This window comes from Accumulibacter sp. (assembly GCF_029255285.1).
GTDB lineage: Bacteria > Pseudomonadota > Gammaproteobacteria > Burkholderiales > Rhodocyclaceae > Accumulibacter.
Genome location: NZ_JAPUVI010000112.1, coordinates 56,413 through 70,648 on the forward strand (window position 1 = coordinate 56,413; position 14,236 = coordinate 70,648).

The 14,236-nt window shown below is 64.5% G+C and carries 16 protein-coding genes; 11 read left to right on the forward strand and 5 right to left on the reverse strand.

Going from position 1 to position 14,236, the window contains the following annotated elements; all coding sequences use genetic code 11:
* Positions 1 to 41: 41 nt before the first annotated feature.
* Genes Q1M07_RS18295 through Q1M07_RS18315 form a run of 5 tightly spaced genes read left to right on the forward strand, consistent with a single transcriptional unit; the run spans position 42 to position 4,996 of the window.
* Positions 42 to 677, forward strand: coding sequence for a DedA family protein (locus tag Q1M07_RS18295; protein ID WP_300456502.1), 636 nt, complete (start codon positions 42 to 44; stop codon positions 675 to 677).
* Between the two features lie 3 nt (positions 678 to 680).
* The gene (gene purN, locus Q1M07_RS18300) at positions 681 to 1,334 is read left to right on the forward strand and encodes a phosphoribosylglycinamide formyltransferase (RefSeq protein ID WP_300456505.1); all 654 of its coding nucleotides are present in this window, start codon (positions 681 to 683) and stop codon (positions 1,332 to 1,334) included.
* A gap of 13 nt (positions 1,335 to 1,347) precedes the next feature.
* Entirely contained in the window at positions 1,348 to 2,379 is a 1,032-nt protein-coding gene (locus Q1M07_RS18305; protein WP_300456508.1) for a DUF3108 domain-containing protein, read from the forward strand.
* Positions 2,380 to 2,423: 44 nt separating this feature from the next.
* Entirely contained in the window at positions 2,424 to 3,638 is a 1,215-nt protein-coding gene (locus Q1M07_RS18310; RefSeq protein WP_300456511.1) for an RsmB/NOP family class I SAM-dependent RNA methyltransferase, read from the forward strand.
* Complete coding sequence (locus Q1M07_RS18315; RefSeq protein WP_300456514.1) at positions 3,635 to 4,996, forward strand: mechanosensitive ion channel domain-containing protein; 1,362 nt, start codon at positions 3,635 to 3,637, stop codon at positions 4,994 to 4,996. Before Q1M07_RS18310 ends, Q1M07_RS18315 begins: the two co-directional genes overlap by 4 nt.
* A gap of 14 nt (positions 4,997 to 5,010) precedes the next feature.
* On the opposite strand, the gene Q1M07_RS18320 is transcribed toward Q1M07_RS18315, so the two are convergent.
* From Q1M07_RS18320 to Q1M07_RS18335, 4 genes are all read right to left on the reverse strand, one after another.
* A complete protein-coding gene (locus tag Q1M07_RS18320) occupies positions 5,011 to 5,202 on the reverse strand; it encodes a hypothetical protein (RefSeq protein ID WP_300456518.1) in 192 nt (63 codons plus the stop codon).
* Between the two features lie 5 nt (positions 5,203 to 5,207).
* Positions 5,208 to 5,366, reverse strand: a complete 159-nt coding sequence (locus Q1M07_RS18325) for a hypothetical protein (RefSeq protein WP_300456521.1) — start codon at positions 5,364 to 5,366, stop codon at positions 5,208 to 5,210.
* A gap of 81 nt (positions 5,367 to 5,447) precedes the next feature.
* Entirely contained in the window at positions 5,448 to 6,851 is a 1,404-nt protein-coding gene (locus Q1M07_RS18330) for an ATP-binding protein (protein ID WP_300456524.1), read from the reverse strand.
* The gene (locus Q1M07_RS18335; RefSeq protein WP_300456527.1) at positions 6,838 to 7,560 is read right to left on the reverse strand and encodes a winged helix-turn-helix domain-containing protein; all 723 of its coding nucleotides are present in this window, start codon (positions 7,558 to 7,560) and stop codon (positions 6,838 to 6,840) included. Before Q1M07_RS18335 ends, Q1M07_RS18330 begins: the two co-directional genes overlap by 14 nt.
* A gap of 613 nt (positions 7,561 to 8,173) precedes the next feature.
* On the opposite strand from Q1M07_RS18335, the gene Q1M07_RS18340 reads away from it, so the two are divergent.
* The 5 genes from Q1M07_RS18340 to trmB all read left to right on the forward strand — a co-directional run bounded on the left by Q1M07_RS18340 (position 8,174) and on the right by trmB (position 12,490).
* On the forward strand, positions 8,174 to 9,202 hold the full coding sequence (locus Q1M07_RS18340) for an NAD-dependent epimerase (RefSeq protein WP_300456530.1): 1,029 nt from the start codon (positions 8,174 to 8,176) through the stop codon (positions 9,200 to 9,202).
* Positions 9,199 to 10,617, forward strand: a complete 1,419-nt coding sequence (locus Q1M07_RS18345) for a UDP-glucose/GDP-mannose dehydrogenase family protein (protein ID WP_300456533.1) — start codon at positions 9,199 to 9,201, stop codon at positions 10,615 to 10,617. Before Q1M07_RS18340 ends, Q1M07_RS18345 begins: the two co-directional genes overlap by 4 nt.
* Positions 10,618 to 10,722: 105 nt before the next feature.
* A complete protein-coding gene (thiS, locus tag Q1M07_RS18350; protein ID WP_300456536.1) occupies positions 10,723 to 10,923 on the forward strand; it encodes a sulfur carrier protein ThiS in 201 nt (66 codons plus the stop codon).
* A 23-nt stretch (positions 10,924 to 10,946) separates the two neighbouring features.
* Entirely contained in the window at positions 10,947 to 11,741 is a 795-nt protein-coding gene (locus Q1M07_RS18355; RefSeq protein WP_300456539.1) for a thiazole synthase, read from the forward strand.
* A 2-nt stretch (positions 11,742 to 11,743) separates the two neighbouring features.
* Complete coding sequence (trmB, locus tag Q1M07_RS18360; protein ID WP_300456542.1) at positions 11,744 to 12,490, forward strand: tRNA (guanosine(46)-N7)-methyltransferase TrmB; 747 nt, start codon at positions 11,744 to 11,746, stop codon at positions 12,488 to 12,490.
* Here the strand turns inward: trmB and Q1M07_RS18365 are convergent.
* Positions 12,449 to 12,976: an energy transducer TonB gene (locus tag Q1M07_RS18365; protein ID WP_300456545.1), complete on the reverse strand. Its 528-nt coding sequence runs from the start codon at positions 12,974 to 12,976 to the stop codon at positions 12,449 to 12,451. The genes trmB and Q1M07_RS18365 overlap by 42 nt on opposite strands.
* Positions 12,977 to 13,006: 30 nt before the next feature.
* Between Q1M07_RS18365 and Q1M07_RS18370 the strand changes: the two genes are divergently transcribed.
* Positions 13,007 to 14,209, forward strand: a complete 1,203-nt coding sequence (locus Q1M07_RS18370) for an ankyrin repeat domain-containing protein (protein ID WP_300456548.1) — start codon at positions 13,007 to 13,009, stop codon at positions 14,207 to 14,209.
* The last annotated feature ends 27 nt before the right edge of the window (positions 14,210 to 14,236 follow it).

A 14,236-nucleotide genomic window follows, 5' to 3' on the forward strand; every position in this document is an offset into this window, starting at 1 on the left:
GCGGCTTCCCGCTTTCGCTATCCCGTGCCCGCCCTCCGACCATGGAATACCTGACCAGCTTCATCGACATCATCCTGCACCTCGACAAACATCTGGCGGTACTCGTGCAGCAGTACGGGTCGTGGATCTATGCCATTCTGTTCGTCATCATCTTCAGCGAGACCGGTTTCGTGGTGACGCCCTTTCTGCCCGGCGACTCCCTGCTCTTCGTCGCCGGTGCGTTGGCGGCTCTCGGCGGCATGGAGATCGGCATGCTGCTCGCCGTGCTGACCGCCGCGGCGGTGCTCGGCAACATGGTGAACTACCAGATCGGTCGCTTTCTCGGGCCGAAGGTCTTTTCCTGGGAACAGTCGCGCTTCTTCAACAAGGCGGCACTCGAGAAAACCCACGCCTTCTACGAGAAGCACGGCGGTAAGACGCTGGTCCTGTCGCGTTTCTTGCCGCTATTCCGCACTTTTGCCCCGTTCGTCGCCGGCATCGCCGCGATGACCTATGCCCGCTTCACGTTCTTCAATCTGATCGGCGGCGTCGCTTGGGTCGCCTCGCTCACGCTGGCCGGCTACTGGTTCGGCAATCTGCCTTGGATTCAGAAGAACCTGACGCTGGTCATCCTGGCGATCATCGTCCTGTCGCTGGTGCCGGTGTTCGTCGGCTGGTGGCAGCATCGCCGGGCCTGAGCGATGATGCGGCTCGTCGTCCTCATCTCCGGCCGCGGCAGCAACCTGGCGGCGCTGCTCAGTGCCGCTGCCGCCGGTACGCTGCCGGCGCGCGTCGTCGGCGTACTCGCCAATTGCGCTGACGCGCCCGGCCTCGAGACGGCGAGCGCGGCCGGAGTTCCGACGCGCGCCCTGGATCATCGCCTGTTCGCCGATCGTGAAGCCTTCGATACGGCGCTTGCCGAAGCGATCGATGGCTTCGCGCCCGACCTCGTCGTGCTGGCGGGCTTCATGCGGATCCTCGGCGATCGTTTCGTACGCCGTTACGCGGGACGGCTGATCAATATTCATCCCTCTCTGTTGCCGGCCTTTCCCGGTTTGCACACGCACCGGCGGGCGCTCGCCGAGGGAGTGCGGGTGCATGGGTGCACGGTGCACTTCGTAACGCCTGAGCTGGACCACGGCCCGATCATCGTGCAGGCCGCCGTACCGGTGCTCGACACCGACGACGAGGCGGCGCTGGCGGCGCGTGTGCTGGCCCAGGAACACCGGATCTATCCGCTGGCGATACGCTGGTTCGCCGATGGCCGTCTGCGCTTGTGCGACGGACGTGTCCTGCTCGCGTCGGTACAGAGCGACGGCGGCGTGCTGATCGCGCCCCAGCTCGTCGCGGTGTGAGCCAGTCGGCGCCATGCCTTTCGTCCTGATCATTGCGTTCGCCGCGTCGCTCGGCGTGCATGGCCTGGTGCTTTTCGGTCCGGATCTCGACCTGTCGCTGGCCAGTGACCCCCCGCCGCTGGTCGTCGAACTGCCGCCATCGGTGAAGGCTTTACCGCCCGTCGAGTTGCCGGCCAAGCCGGTCGCCCAGGCCGTGGCCACCAAACGGCGGCCGTTGGCGCGCAAAGCCTCACCGTCGGGCAGGCGCCCGCCAGCGCTCAGCGCGCCAGATTCCTCGTCGGCGACCGCCGAGCCTCCTCCCGGATCGGAGGGCGTGCGGCCAGCCGATGGCGAGCCGGTGGCGGAATCGGACGGCGAGAGTGCGGCTCCACCAACAGAGACGACGCCGCCGGCGCCACCGACAGCGTCGCCGCGTCTCCCGGCAAAGGGGGAGATACGTTACCGTATCGATCGTGGTGACCAGGGTTTTCAGATCGGCTATTCGATACACGAGTGGGAGGTCGTAGACGGGTCCTACCGCATCACGGCGGTCACCGAAACGAGCGGTCTGGTGTGGTTGTTCAAGCCGCTGCGTCTCGAAGTCGAGAGCCGTGGCCGGATGACCGCCAGCGGACTGGTTCCCGAACGATTCGTGACTCGCCAAAAGGGTCGCGAGACCAGCGAGCAGACCGACTTCGACTGGGCGGAGGGCCTGTTGCGGATGCCTAACCGACCAGAACAGGCCTTGATGCCCGGTACGCAGGATCTGTTGTCCTTCAACTACCAACTTGGCCTGATCACTGACCTCGTATCGGGCAGCAGCCTGTCGATCGTCACCGGCAAGAAGTACTCGGTTTATCGCATCGAAGTGCTCGGCGACGAGCAGGTGGAGACGCCGGCCGGGACCTTCCGCTGTCTCCACCTGCGCGTTCCGGGCGTGCCGATGACCGAGATCTGGCTGGCCTACGATCGCTCGCTGTTACCGGTGAAGATTCAGCATACCGACCGCAAGGGCGATCTTTTCGTGCAGGTCGCAACGGCCATCGACTTGACTCAGGAGCCTTGAAGTTGCGCTTCTCAACCGCTCTTTTTCGGCATGCGGAAAAACTGTTGTCTGATCTGCTCGGCTCGGGTTTTCCGGCCGACCTGGTGGTTGCCAACTATTTTCGGCAGCACCGCGAACTCGGTCACGCTGACCGTGGTTTCGTCGCGGAAACCGTTTTCACCGTGTTGCGCCGCAAACGTTCGCTGGCAGCGCGCTGTGCCGAAGAGGTGAGCTCGCGGCGGCTGTTGCTGGCAGCGCTGGCTTGTCTGCAGGGAATGAACCGGCGACAGCTGGCGGAGGTGATGACCGAATCCGAGAGCAAGTGGTTGGCGCACGCCAAGGGGGTAAAGGTCAACGATCTGCCGGCCGCCGTGCGGCTCGATCTGCCGGACTGGCTCTACGCCTTGTTGAACGAGCAGTACGCCAGCGAAGAAGTCGAACGTCTGGCGGCCGGGTTCAATCGGCCGGCACCGCTCGATCTGCGCGTCAATTCGCTCAAGACCGGGCGCCAGGAGGTGTTGACGCGTCTGCGCTCCGACGGCCTGGCCGCCGAGCCCTGCCCGTATTCGCCGCTCGGCATTCGCCTGGCGGGCAAGCCGGCACTGTCGAAGTACCCCTTGTTCCTAGACGGCAGCATCGAAGTGCAGGACGAAGGCAGCCAGTTGCTCGGCTTCCTGCTGCAGCCCAGACGTGGCGAGATGGTGGCCGATTTCTGCGCCGGTGCCGGCGGCAAGACCTTGCTGCTGGGCGCCCTGATGCGCTCGCAGGGCCGCCTCTACGCCTTCGATGTCGCCGAACGGCGGCTGGCCAAGCTGAAGCCGCGGCTGGCGCGCTCCGGCCTGTCGAATGTCCATCCGCTGCGCATCGATTCGGAGCGCGACATCAAGATCCGGCGACTGGCTGGCAAGCTGGACCGCGTGCTGGTCGATGCGCCGTGTTCCGGTCTTGGAACGCTGCGCCGCAATCCGGATCTCAAGTGGCGGCAGACGGCGGCCAGCGTTGCCGATCTGAGCGCCAAGCAGACGGCGATTCTGGCTGCCGCCGCAACGCTCGTCAAACCGGGCGGGCGGCTCGTCTACGCGACCTGCAGTCTGCTCGAGGCGGAAAACGAAGCGGTGGTCGGGGCTTTCCTGGCGCAACACTCCGAGTTCGTTGATTGCCGCGCGCAGGAAATTCTCGGTCAGCAGGAAATCACGATCGATTGCGGCAAACGCCTGCGCCTGTCGCCGCACCGGCACGGGACCGATGCCTTCTATGCCGCGGTGATGGAGAGAAAATGAACGAAAAAGAGATGTTTGCCTTGTTGGTCGGACTCTGGCGTGATCTGCGCGATCCCGGTTTTCTCTGGCAGGTGGTGGCACTCGCGGCCTGTCTGCTGCTTGCCTGGGGCTTGTCGCGCTATGGGCAGCGGCGCGAATTTGCGCGCTCGCGGACCGATCACGGCGTGTTGCGCAGCTTCGGCACCGGCAGTCTGAAGCGCGTTGCTTTTCCCCTGCTTGCCCTGGTGTTCGTTCTCGTCGTACGCAAGGCATTCAGATACTGGCACTGGGGACCGATCAGCCTGCTCGATCTGGCGCTGCCGCTGCTGCTCTCGCTGGCGCTGGTGCGGGCGGCGATCTACATCTTGCGCCACGCTTTCCAGGCCGGCAGCTTGCTGGCGAGTTCCGAGCGCTTCATCGGCATGGGCATATGGTTCTGCCTGGCGCTCTACATTACCGGACTGGCGGAACCGATCGTCGAGTTGCTCGAGCAGGTGACTTTCACGGCCGGCAAACAGAAGCTGGATCTCTGGACCTTGCTCACCGGCCTGGTGACGGTGTGCGTCACGGTTCTGGTGGCTCTCTGGCTCTCGGGCGAGATCGAGAATCGTGTGCTGGCGAACGACAAGCTCGATGCCAATACGCGTGTCGTCCTGGGCCGCCTGGTCAAGGCCGTGCTGTCGGTCATCGCACTGTTGCTCAGCCTGTCCATCGTCGGTATCGACATGACTGCCTTGTCGGTGTTCAGTGGTGCGCTGGCTGTGGGTCTCGGACTCGGTTTGCAGAAGATCGCCAGCAACTACGTCAGTGGCTTCATTCTCCTGCTCGACCGTTCGGTATGCATCGGCCACCTGGTCGCCATCGACGCCACGACTTCCGGTGTGGTGACGCAGATTACCGCACGCTATACCGTCGTGCGCACGCTCACCGGTACCGAGGTCATCATTCCGAACGAATACCTGGTATCGAACATCGTGCGCAACGAGTCGTTTACCGATTCGCGCCTGCGTGTCACCATCTCGATTCAGGTAGCCTACGGGACCGACCTTGAGCAGGCGATGCGGCTCATGCGCGAGGCCGCACAGGCACAGCCCAGGGTGCTCACCGATCCGCCACCGCAAGCTTTACTGAGCGCTTTCGCCGATAGCGGCATCAACCTTGAACTCGGCTTCTGGATTGGCGATCCGCAGGAGGGAACCGGCGGCGTTCGCTCGGCGATCAACCTGGCGATCTGGCGTAGCTTTCGCGACGAAGGTATCGAGATTCCGTTCCCGCAGCGCGAAGTTCGTGTCGTCGGCAGTGTGCCCACGGTCACTTCGCCAAGAACGCGCCCTGATCTCGCCGGCCAAGAAAACTCGCCGGCAGTGGGCGGGGGCTAATGTTGCCCGGAGCTTCAGTGCAAGTGGCGACGTCGGTTGGCAAGCAGCCGGCGTCGTGCCAAGTACAGCACGATTGCCGCGCCGGCCGCAATCAGCGAAGCCTTGAACAGATTTACCTCGCCCGCGATGAGTACGTCAGCCGCGGCAATCGCGACAAAGATGCCGAAACCTTCGGCGATCGGGAAACGGACAGGCGACCCGGCCACCGCGCTCACTTGTCGGTGCGGGCTCGATGTGGCGGATCACCGAAACAACGGCCCGCACAGCCGTCGTCTTCAGCCTGCTCGATGGGCGTCGCCAGGTCGTCGGCGAAGAAGTGCTGGCGTGTGGTGGCGAGCAAGCGCTCGCTGATGAGTAGGAATTCGTTCACTTCGTGCCCTCGATCGCTCTTTACTGCCAGCGGAAAGCGTGATCATAGCGGCCCTTCGCTGGCGAGTCTGCAGCGATTGCGTCAGCTTTCGGTGACGCTTTGTGACAGTGGCCAACGTAGCGTGAAGCGGGCGCCGCCGAGCGGCGAGGCGCCAGCGCTGGCCGTGCCACCGTGTTGTTCGAGCACCAGCCGGGCGATCGCCAGACCCAGGCCATAGCCACCGGTCGCTCGGTCGCGCGAGCGGTCGAGTCGGGTAAAGGCCGAGAAGACGCGCTCTCGCTCTTCCGGCGGGATGCCGATACCGTCGTCGTCGACGTGCAAGGCGATGTGCTGGCCGACCATCTCGGCACTTACCCGGATGCGCGTTCTGGCGTACTTGATGGCGTTGCGCAGCAGGTTGGTGACCGCGTAAGGCATGCTCCGCGAGTCGAGTTCGACATGCTGCGCGGGCGGTAGGGCCGATGTGTCTACCATGAGCTCGAGATGGCGTCCGAGCAACCGATTGGCCGCCACCTGTTGCGCGAGCCATGGACCGAACTCGACGGCGCTCAACTGAAGTTCCGGCTGCTCGCGTTCGAAGCGGGCGTAGGTCAGACTGGAGTCGATCAAGCTGTCGAGTTCGTCGAGGTCGGCTTCCATCAGTCGCCAGAGCCGCTCGCGTTCGCCCGGTTCTTCGGTCTCGGCCAGCATCTCGAGTGCGAAACGCAGGCGTGCGATCGGCGTTCGCAATTCGTGCGAAATGGCGCTGGAAAGCTCCTTCTGGGTGGCGATCAGACGCTGAATTCGCTCCGCCATGCCGTTAAGGGTTTCCGCGAGAGGTCCGAAAGCGCTGCTGCGCATCGTCGGCGCACGCGCTTCGAAGAGTCCCTCTCCGAGTGCCCGCGTCGTCTGACGCATCGCTTCCAAATCGCGCCAGACCGGGTGTACCCACAGCCAGACGACGATCGCCAGGCACAGACCGATCAGGCTCCAGGTGAGCAGGCGGATGCGCAAATCGAGCGGGATACCCTTCCGGTAGTCCGGGTCGCGCTCGGGCGAGATCGGGCCGACCATCAGAATCTGCGGCGTCTGTTTGAGGCGGTGATAGAGAATCTCGCCCTGTGCGTCGATGGCCAGTTCGCCGTCGTCGAGTTTGGCGGCCTGTGGCGGTGGCAGGTTCAGGGTCCAGCGGTCGACGATGTCCAGTTTGTAAGAGAACTTCCTGTCCAGCGCCTCTATCGTTTTTGGCCACTCCGAGCGTGGCTTGCGGAACAGTTCGTCCTCGATGAGGACGATCGTGCCACGCATGAAACGGCGGGTGTAGTCGTCGGTAATGCCCTTGACGGCAGTCGAAATGACGAAGTCGGCGAAGATCGCAATGGCCACGAACGAGCCCATGACCAGCAGGTAAAAGTTGAAGAACAGCCGCGATAGGCTGTAGCGTCCGCGCCACGGCGCCGGCGTAGTGTTGCCGAGCAGGGCGAGCAGCCGGCTACTGCCAGTCATGTTTGCTGAACAGGTAGCCTTTGCCGCGCACCGTCTTGATTCGCGTCGGGTTTTCCGGATCGTCGCCGAGCTTGCGACGCAGCCGGGAAATGCGGGCGTCGATCGAGCGGTCCAGCCCGTCGAAACCGATGCCGCGCAATTCCTGCAGAAGATCGTCGCGCGACAGGATGCTGCCGGCGTGGCGGGCGAGCAGCCAGAGCAGGTCGAACTCGGCCGTCGTCAGGTCGATACTGTCGTCGCCCAAAAAGCTGCTGCGCGTCGCCTGGCTGATCCGGAAGCGGCCGAACGCCAGTTCGGCCGGTTCACCCGGGTCGGCGCCTTCGACGGGTGCCCCCCCCGGCGCGGCTGGCGCCCGGCGCAGCAAGGCCTTGATGCGCGCCAGCAGGAGGCGTGGTTGAACGGGCTTGGCGATGTAGTCATCGGCACCCAGTTCGAGGCCGAAGATCTGGTCGAATTCCTCGTCACGCGCCGTGAACATCAGAATCACGCCGCTGTACTGACTGCGAACGGCACGGCAGACCGCGAAACCGTCCTTGCCCGGCAGCATGACGTCGAGAATGACCAGGTCAGGACGTTCGCTGAGAATGCGCGTCTCGGCGGTGTCACCTCGACCTTCCACCATGACTTCGAAGTTGTTCTTGCGCAGGTATTCAGCAGTCAGTTCAGCGAGGCGTTCGTCGTCCTCGACCAGCAGGATTCGTGTTTTCATCGTTCTATGATAGCCGGTTGTCGGCGCGCGATAAACGGTTCTGCCGTTTTCTGCCGGTGACCAGCGACCAGCCGGGCGACCAGCAGAGAGGAATGGTCAACGTCGGCCAATGCGGCGGGTCGCCTGGCTTAGCCAACGATCTGATGATCGTCGATCCGACCCCAGGGCGGTGGAGCCTCGCGACGGGGCGTCGTCCTTGCCAGAAGCGCGGCGCGCATTCCCCCTGCCGCGGGTCGGGTCAGTGAGCGCGGCAGGAGGTCCGGCATCCACGCGGCGAAACAACCCGCAGGGCCGTCGGACAAAATTCGATTGGGCTGCTATCATCGCCTCCCGCACAGTTGCTGCTGGCCTTGGCGTGGCGCAGTTGTTGCCTCCAGCTTTGCCCATTCAACCGATCTATTCCGGCCGGTGGTTTACCCAGTGCCTCGGCTTTCATTCTGGTCTCCAGGTTTGCACTCAGGATTGCCACAACGCTTTTCTTCGACGAGTCACACGTGCCCATGACTGCCTGCCTGGTCGTCCCGGCAGTGTTTCCGGGACGTCGTCCAAGCGCATCGGGCCGCGCGCGGCCGGTCGTTGCCATGACAAGCACGAGAGTTCGAAAGCGGCGCGCATGAAACTCCTCGTCACCGGTGTCGCCGGTTTCATCGGCATGCACGTCGCCCAAAGGTTTCTTAGGCGCGGCGACAGCGTGGTCGGCATCGACAACCTCAACGATTACTACGATGTCCATCTCAAGCGTTCCCGCCTGGCCTGCCTGACCGGGCAGGGCGATTTCCGCTTCATCGCGCTGGATGTCGCCGACCGGCCGGCGATGGCCGGATTGTTCGCCAGCGAAGGCTTCGAGCGGGTCACCCATCTGGCGGCGCAAGCCGGTGTGCGTTACTCGCTGCTCAATCCGCATGCCTACGTACACAGCAACCTGCTCGGCTTCGTGAACGTGCTCGAAGGTTGCCGCCAGCAACGGGTTCAACACCTGGTGTATGCCTCGAGTTCCAGCGTCTATGGCGGCAACACACGGCTGCCCTTCGCCGAGCGCGACAACGTCGACCATCCGGTCAGCCTCTACGCGGCAACCAAGAAGGCCAACGAGTTGCTGGCGCACACCTATAGCCACCTCTATCGCCTGCCGACGACCGGCCTGCGCTTCTTTACCGTCTACGGTCCCTGGGGCCGTCCCGACATGGCTCCTTTTCTGTTCACCCGGGCGATCCTTGAAGGTCGGCCGATCGACGTATTCAACCACGGCCGCATGCGGCGCGACTTCACCTACGTCGACGACGTCGTCGAAGCCGTACTGAGAGTCCATGACCGGGTGGCCGAGCCGGATCCGGGGTATTCGGCGTCGGCGCCCGATCCGGCGACCAGCGATGCGCCATACCGGGTGTTCAACGTGGGCAATCGTCAACCGGTGGCGCTGATGGACTTCATCGGCTGCCTCGAGCAGTGCCTTGGGCGGGTGGCCGAGAAACGGCTGCTCGCTGCGCAACCCGGGGACGTGCCGGCGACCTGTGCCGACACCTCTGCCCTGGATAGATGGATCGGCTTTGCGCCGGACACACCGCTGGCCGACGGCATAGGGCGTTTCGTCGATTGGTATCGGCGTTATTACAAAATCCGAATGGAAGCGAGCTGCGGATGAAAGTGACTGTCATTGGTACCGGCTACGTTGGCCTCGTGACCGGCGTCTGCCTGTCGGAAATGGGCAACCACGTCGTCTGTCTGGATGTGGACGAAGGCAAGATCGCGGTCCTCAATGCTGGGGGGCTCCCGATTCACGAGCCGGGCCTGGGCGAGATGATGCGCCGCAACGTCGCGGCTGGACGGCTGCAGTTCACCAACGACATCGTCGCCGCCGTGCACCACGGAACGCTGCAGTTCATCAGCGTCGGTACGCCGCCCGACGAGGACGGTTCGGCCGATCTCCAGTACGTGCTCGCTGCCGCGTCCGGCATCGGCCGGCACATGACCGACTACAAGGTGATCGTCGACAAGAGCACGGTGCCGGTGGGTACCGCCGATCGCGTTCGGGCGGCAGTACAGGAGGTGCTCGCCGAACGCGGGGTGAGCATCGACTTCGCGGTCGTCAGCAATCCCGAGTTTTTGAAGGAGGGTGCCGCAGTCGAGGACTTCATGCGCCCCGACCGCATCATCATCGGTGCCGACGATGAACGCGCGCGGCTGCTGATGCGGGCGATCTACGCGCCTTTTTCGCGTAACCGCGAGAAACTGCTGCTGATGGATACGCGTAGCGCCGAGCTTACCAAGTACGCGGCCAATGCCATGCTGGCGACGCGAATCAGCTTCATGAACGAACTGGCACGGCTCGCCGAGCGCGTCGGTGCCGATATCGAACGGGTGCGCCTCGGCATCGGCAGCGATCCGCGCATCGGTTCACACTTCCTCTACGCCGGAACCGGCTACGGCGGCTCGTGCTTCCCAAAGGATCTGAAGGCGCTGGTGCGTACCGGCCATGCTTTCGGCATCGACCTGCGCGTGCTGGCGGCCGTCGAAGCGGTCAACGAGACTCAGAAGCGCGTCTTGGTGGAAAAGGTCGTCTTCCGTTTTGGCGAAGAACTGCAGAGCCGCCGCTTTGCCGTCTGGGGGCTGGCATTCAAGCCGGACACGGACGACATGCGCGAAGCGCCGAGCCGGGTCATCGTAAACGAGCTGTTGCGCCGCGGCGCCACGGTCTGCGCCTACGACCCGGTGGCGATGGACGAGGCGCGACGGGTGTTTGGCGATCGGCCGGGACTGAGTTTTGCGACCCATCAGGCGGAGGCCCTGCGCGACGCCGATGCGTTGCTGATCGTCACAGAATGGCGCGAGTTCAAGAGCCCGGATTTCGAGCAGATGCGGGCGCTGCTCAAACAGCCGCTGATTTTCGACGGTCGCAACCTGTTCGACCCGGCATTGGTGCGCAGCCTGGGGATCGAGTATTGCGCGATCGGGCATGGCGTGTCGCTACCGGCGCTCGGCACCGCTACGGATGACGTCAAGGGCAACGGCTGCGGGTGGGCTTCCGGGAGCGGGCCATCGCTCGCGCGCCTGCCCTGAAACCCGCTGGCCGGCGGGCCGGCAGGCAGCCGCGCTGTGTTGGAGTCCCGGCGAGCCTCAGGTGGCCGGAGTGATGACGCGGCGGCATGCTAGAATCGGCCTCCCATGAACCTGTTGATCAACGGCGAAAGCCGCGAATTTCCCTCGTCACTGACCGTCGCCGAACTGCTGACGGTACTCGACCACGCCGGCAAGCGGATCGCCGTTGAGCGTAACGGTGAAATCGTCGCCCGCGGTCGCCATGCCGAAACGCACTTGGCCGACGGCGACCGGATAGAGATCGTCGTCGCCGTCGGCGGCGGCTGAACATACTGCGAATCGAAAGACTCATGACTTCCTCTCCTCACAGTCTGACGGTAGCCGGTCGGACCTACCGCTCGCGCCTGCTGGTTGGCACCGGCAAATACAAGGATTTCGCCGAGACACGAGCGGCGATCGATGCCTCCGGCGCGGAAATCATCACCGTTGCCATTCGCCGTACCAACATCGGGCAGACGGCGGGCGAAGCAAATCTGCTCGACGTCCTGCCACCATCGCAGTTCACTATCCTGCCGAACACGGCAGGCTGCTATACGGCGACCGACGCCGTACGCACGTTGCGCCTGGGGCGCGAATTGCTCGACGGGCATGCCTTGTGCAAGCTCGAGGTGTTGGGCGATCCAAACAGCCTCTTTCCGAACATGCCGGAAACGCTGAAGGCGGCGGAAATCCTGGTCAAAGAGGGTTTCGCGGTGATGGTCTACTGCGCCGACGATCCGATCCAGGCGAGAATGCTGGAGGAGATCGGTTGCGTCGCGATCATGCCGCTGGCTTCGCTGATCGGCTCCGGCATGGGCATCGTCAACCCGTGGAGTCTGCGCCTGATCATTGATCAGGCGAAGGTGCCGGTGCTCGTCGACGCCGGTGTCGGCACGGCGTCCGACGCGGCGATCGCCATGGAGCTGGGTTGCGACGGCGTGCTGATGAACACCGCCATCGCGCACGCCCGCGATCCGCGGTTGATGGCCAGCGCCATGAAGAAGGCCGTCGAGGCTGGGCGCGAAGCTTTCCTTGCCGGCCGCATGCCGCGCAAGTACTACTCGGCGGATCCTTCGTCGCCGACCACCGGACTGATCGGCTCCTAGCCATGGCAGGTGGCGGGAACGTTGGCGCCGGCGTTCGGGAACGCGCCTCCATCCGTAGTTTCGTCCTTCGCCAGGGACGGCTGTCGAATGCCCAGCAACGCTATCGCGACGCGATGATGGCAAAGATCGGCGTGCCCTACAGCGCAGCGCCTGTCGATCTCGACGCGCTGTTCGGACGGAGCGCGCCGCAGATTCTCGAAATCGGTTTCGGCATGGGCGAGACATCGGCGGCGATCGCCGCCAGTCATCCCGAAAATGATTATCTCGGCATCGAAGTTCACACGCCGGGAGTCGGCAGCCTGTGCAAGCTGGTCGCCGAACTGGGGCTAAGGAATCAGCGCATCATCCAGCACGACGCGGTCGAGGTACTGCGCGACATGATCACCCCTGCTTCGCTGGCCGGGATACATGTCTTCTTCCCCGACCCCTGGCCGAAAAAGCGTCATCACAAGCGGCGCCTGTTGCAGCCGCCCTTCGTCGCGCTGCTCGCCAGCCGCTTGCAAGCCGGTGGCTATCTGCACTGCGCGACCGATTGGGAAGACTACGCGCGGCAGATGCTCGCCGTGCTGTCGGCTGAAGCACGACTCGCGAACACGGCGCCGGACTACGCGCCGCGTTCCGACCATCGTCCGCAAACGAAATTCGAGCAGCGCGGCCTGCGCCTCGGGCACGGCGTGTGGGATCTGGTCTTTGTCAGGAAGCCAGAGTCAGTCGAGACGAAAAATGACCGGCAGGATGAACTCGCGTGACTGAGCCCAGTTCACGCGACTCATCGCCCAGGCCGCCCGCACCGCGGCCTTATCGAGAATCGGTTGGCCACTGCTGCTGGCCACCCCAACGTCGAGAATGCTGCCGTCTTCGCCTAGCGTCAGCATCAGGCGGACTTCGCCTTCGAGGCCGCGAGCGATCGCTTCCGGCGGATAGTACAAGTGTTGCGAAAGTTTGCGCTGCGCGGCGTCGACGCTACGCTTGGCCGTCGTCTTGTCAGCTGGCGAGGCGGTGCGTGCGGCCGGCGCGGGGGGGGGTGGCTTGACATGCGGAGGAATCTTGTCGGTCGCCAGGGTGTTCTTCAGCAAGGCGTCGTCGGTGGCCGGTAGCCGCTTGGCCGGCAGGCGCAGTGACGCTTCGAGCGACGGGCGCACCGGCGCGGCGCCGAGTTTGAGGGCGTCCGGCAGCAGAAGGCTGGCGTGCAAGGCAAGCGAAACCGCGAAAGCGGGAATCAGGCGGGACCACATTGATCCGCCATTGTGAGGCAAAACGACAACGTGCAACACGCTAAAGCGAGCCGTGCGGCGGGTGTGGCCCATTTCGCCTGGCGCGCGCTGCACCAGGTCTTGGTCGCCGGTTCCCGCTGGCTAGGACTGTGGCTGCTTGTCGGTACCGTCTGGGCACAGGCGCCGGCGCCCGATCCGATCACTTTCGAGTATGCCATCGAGCGCGGCGATCTGCGCAAGGTCAAGCGCTGGCTCGACGAGGGACTGGACCCGGAGTACCAGGCGGCGCATATCGGCAGCGGCCTGATGGTGGCCGCCTGGCATGGCAACATCGAAATGATGGCGCTGTTCGTCGAGCGAGGCGCCGACCTGCGGCGCAACAACCGGAACGGCGAGCAGGCGTTGCAACTCGCTGCCTGGGGTGGGCATCTCGAGGCCGTCAAGTGGCTTCTCGAGCGCGGAGCGCCGCTCGACCGTCAGGGCAACCAGTGGGGCGCGTTGCACTACGCGGTTTTCAACGGCCACGGCAAGGTGGTGAGCGATCTTCTGGCGCGCGGCGCCAACGTCAATGCCCGCTCGCCGAACGGCTCGACACCGCTGATGATGGCCGCCCGCGAGGGACACCAGGAACTCGCCAGGAGCCTGCTCGAAGCCGGGGCCAACACCGGACTGCAGAGTGATTGGGGCGATACGGCGGTGACCATGGCGATGCGCTACAACCATCTGCGCCTGGCGAAGATGATCTCTTCGCCGGAGGAGTTCGCGATCGCCGTCAAGGCGCCGCCGGCGAGCGTCGGCGAAGCGGTCCGCTCGGCGTCGGTGCCGCGCGAGATCGACGAACTCATGAAGCAGATCCGTGCTGCCGAGGCCGAAGGTCGGCCGAGTGAAGACTTGCATCGCAAGCTGCTGGCCGCGGTCAACGCCATGAAGGAGGCCGGGGTGGCAGCCGCTGCCCCGCGGCCGGTGCCGCGCCCGTATCAACCGCGATCTATGGTGATCACCGCCCGACGGGGTCAGCCGGGTGCCGAACGCGCCCAGTTGGTCGTCGACGGCAAGCCTGTCGTCCCGCCAGTCGCGGCGCCCAACGCCGCGCCGCAGACGCCACCGACGGCGGGATCGGCGAAAGCACGTCGCTTGGCTGCCGCGCGAGTATCCGATCTGCTGCGCCAGATTCGTCTCGCTGAAGCGCAGGAGCAGCCGGCCGACGAACTCCGGCGGCAGCTTGACCTGGCGGTCGAAGCGATGAAGCGCTAGCCGCTGGGGCCTCGGCGACCTTGTTGT

Excerpts from the sequence above, each read along its gene's own strand:
- Q1M07_RS18355 (WP_300456539.1), top strand. The coding sequence starts at position 10,947 with ATGACTTCCTCTCCTCACAGTCTGACGGTAGCCGGTCGGACCTACCGC.
- Q1M07_RS18335 (WP_300456527.1), bottom strand. The coding sequence starts at position 7,560 with ATGAAAACACGAATCCTGCTGGTCGAGGACGACGAACGCCTCGCTGAA.
- purN (WP_300456505.1), top strand. The coding sequence starts at position 681 with ATGATGCGGCTCGTCGTCCTCATCTCCGGCCGCGGCAGCAACCTGGCG.
- Q1M07_RS18295 (WP_300456502.1), top strand. The coding sequence starts at position 42 with ATGGAATACCTGACCAGCTTCATCGACATCATCCTGCACCTCGACAAA.
- thiS (WP_300456536.1), top strand. The coding sequence starts at position 10,723 with ATGAACCTGTTGATCAACGGCGAAAGCCGCGAATTTCCCTCGTCACTG.
- Q1M07_RS18340 (WP_300456530.1), top strand. The coding sequence starts at position 8,174 with ATGAAACTCCTCGTCACCGGTGTCGCCGGTTTCATCGGCATGCACGTC.
- Q1M07_RS18365 (WP_300456545.1), bottom strand. The coding sequence starts at position 12,976 with ATGTGGTCCCGCCTGATTCCCGCTTTCGCGGTTTCGCTTGCCTTGCAC.
- Q1M07_RS18345 (WP_300456533.1), top strand. The coding sequence starts at position 9,199 with ATGAAAGTGACTGTCATTGGTACCGGCTACGTTGGCCTCGTGACCGGC.
- Q1M07_RS18305 (WP_300456508.1), top strand. The coding sequence starts at position 1,348 with ATGCCTTTCGTCCTGATCATTGCGTTCGCCGCGTCGCTCGGCGTGCAT.
- Q1M07_RS18330 (WP_300456524.1), bottom strand. The coding sequence starts at position 6,851 with ATGACTGGCAGTAGCCGGCTGCTCGCCCTGCTCGGCAACACTACGCCG.
- Q1M07_RS18315 (WP_300456514.1), top strand. The coding sequence starts at position 3,635 with ATGAACGAAAAAGAGATGTTTGCCTTGTTGGTCGGACTCTGGCGTGAT.
- trmB (WP_300456542.1), top strand. The coding sequence starts at position 11,744 with ATGGCAGGTGGCGGGAACGTTGGCGCCGGCGTTCGGGAACGCGCCTCC.